This is a genomic window from Streptomyces sp. NPDC041784 (genome assembly GCF_055591025.1).
The window spans coordinates 1-2,115 of record NZ_JBVJAB010000086.1 but is presented as its reverse complement, the minus strand read 5'-3'; the positions used below and the strand labels follow the sequence as shown (position 1 = coordinate 2,115).

The window sequence follows — 2,115 nt, the reverse complement described above, 5'->3', positions numbered from 1 at the left end:
CCCCCCCCCCCCCCCCCCCCCCCCCCCCCCCCCCCCCCCCCCCCCCCCCCCCCCCCCCCCCCCCCCCCCCCCCCCCCCCCCCCCCCCCCCCCCGCGCCCCTTCCCGGTGAGCGCCACCCGGACGCCCCTGCGATCCTCGGGGCACATGCCGCGCTCGACGAGGCCGTCCTTCTCCAGCCGGGCGACCAGCCGGGACAGCGCGCTCTGACTGAGGTGGACCCGCTCGGCGATCTCCTGGACGCGATAGCTGCACGAACCGTCCGGCGCGGCACTCTCGGCGAGCACGTCGAGCACCTCGAAGTCACTTGCGCACAGGCCGTGTTGGTGCAGCGCCCGGTCGAGTTCGCAGTGGGTGCGCGCGTGCAGCGCCAGCATGTCCCGCCACTGCTCCACGAGTGCCTGATCGGCCCCATCGGGCTGCCCGGCCCCGGCCGTCTTCGCCGCCATGGCCCGCACCGTAGCAGAGAATCGAATTTATTGCAGCGGAATTAAATGCGCTTGCATTCGATGCATGCGCATGTAATCTCTGGCTCATGACCTCTCCGCTCCCCTCCCCCGTGCCGTCCTCGTCGACGGTGCGCTGGACCTCCCGGCTCTGGGGCACCCTGCTGGTGCTGTGCGCCGCAATGTTCCTGGACGCGCTGGACGTGTCGATGGTCGGCGTCGCCCTGCCGTCCATCGGCTCCGACCTCGGCCTGTCCACCTCGACCCTGCAATGGATCGTCAGCGGCTACATCCTGGGTTACGGCGGCCTGCTGCTCCTCGGCGGCCGGGCCGCCGACCTGCTGGGCCGCCGCCAGGTCTTCCTGGTCGCCCTCGGAGTCTTCGCGCTGGCCTCGCTGCTCGGCGGGCTCGTCGACTCCGGTCCGCTGCTGATCGCCAGCCGCTTCATCAAGGGCCTGAGCGCGGCCTTCACCGCCCCGGCCGGCCTGTCGATCATCACCACGACGTTCCCGGAGGGCCCGCTGCGCAACCGCGCCCTCTCCATCTACACCACCTGCGCCGCCACCGGCTTCTCCATGGGCCTGGTCCTCTCCGGCCTGCTCACGGAGGCCAGTTGGCGCCTGACCATGCTGCTCCCCGCGCCGATCGCGCTCATCGCCCTGGTGGCGGGCCTGAAGCTGCTGCCGCGCAGCGACCGTGAACGCGACCACAACGGGTACGACGTCCCCGGCGCCGTCCTCGGCACCGCGTCGATGCTGCTGCTGGTCTTCTCCGTCGTCGAGGCCCCGGAAGCCGGCTGGACCTCCGCCCGTACGCTGCTGTCGTTCCTCGCCGTCGCCGCCCTGCTGACCGTCTTCGTCCTCGTCGAACGGCGTTCGCCCGGACCGCTGATCCGGCTCGGCGTGCTGCGCTCGGGCAGCCAGGTCCGCGCCCAGCTCGGCGCGATGGCCTTCTTCGGCTCGTACGTCGGCTTCCAGTTCCTCGCCACGCTCTACATGCAGTCGCTGCTGGGCTGGTCGGCACTGCACACGGCCCTGGCGTTCCTCCCGGCCGGCGCGCTGGTGGCCGTCTCCTCGACCAAGGTGGGCTCGGTCGTGGACCGGTTCGGCACGCCCCGGCTGATCGCGGTGGGCTTCGCCCTGATGGTCGCCGGGTACGCGCTGTTCCTGCGCGTGGACCTCGACCCGGTGTACGCGGCCGTGATCCTGCCCAGCATGCTGCTGATCGGCGCGGCCTGCGCGCTGGTCTTCCCCTCGCTCAACATCCAGGCCACCAACGGGGTGGCGGACCACGAGCAGGGCATGGTCTCGGGGCTGCTCAACACCTCCGTACAGGTGGGCGGGGCGATCTTCCTCGCCGTGGTGACGGCGGTGGTGACCGCGGGCGCCCCGGCCGACCCCACCCCGCAGGCCGTTCTCGACAGCTACCGTCCGGGCCTGGCGGTGGTGACGGCCGTCGCCGCGGCCGGACTCCTCGTCACTCTCACCGGCCTGCGGACCCGGCGCGGGCAGGGCTCGGTCGTGGTCGCCAAGTCCTCGGTGCCGGAGGCGGAGGTGGAGCCCGTGGCGGTCCGCGACTAGTAGGGCTTGGTCATCTTCACTCGTGAGTGGCGTGTCTGTTTGCTCGTGGGTGTCGTTGAGCTGGTGTGACACCTGAGGAGATGGCCGAAGT

Annotated in this window: 1 protein-coding gene and 1 pseudogene; one reads left to right on the top strand and one right to left on the bottom strand. The window is 71.9% G+C overall.

Annotated elements, in window-relative coordinates; translation table 11 throughout:
* Positions 1-93: 93 nt before the first annotated feature.
* Positions 94-447, bottom strand: a pseudogene (locus tag ACZ6D7_RS47490) (MarR family winged helix-turn-helix transcriptional regulator); the annotation flags it as partial.
* 86 nt (positions 448-533) lie between these two features.
* Here ACZ6D7_RS47490 and ACZ6D7_RS47485 point away from each other — a divergent pair.
* The gene (locus tag ACZ6D7_RS47485) at positions 534-2,024 is read left to right on the top strand and encodes an MFS transporter (protein WP_469505160.1); all 1,491 of its coding nucleotides are present in this window, start codon (positions 534-536) and stop codon (positions 2,022-2,024) included.
* The last annotated feature ends 91 nt before the right edge of the window (positions 2,025-2,115 follow it).

Bases quoted from the DNA above. Each gene is read 5' to 3' on its own strand.
- ACZ6D7_RS47485 (WP_469505160.1), top strand. From the start codon at position 534: ATGACCTCTCCGCTCCCCTCCCCCGTGCCGTCCTCGTCGACGGTGCGC.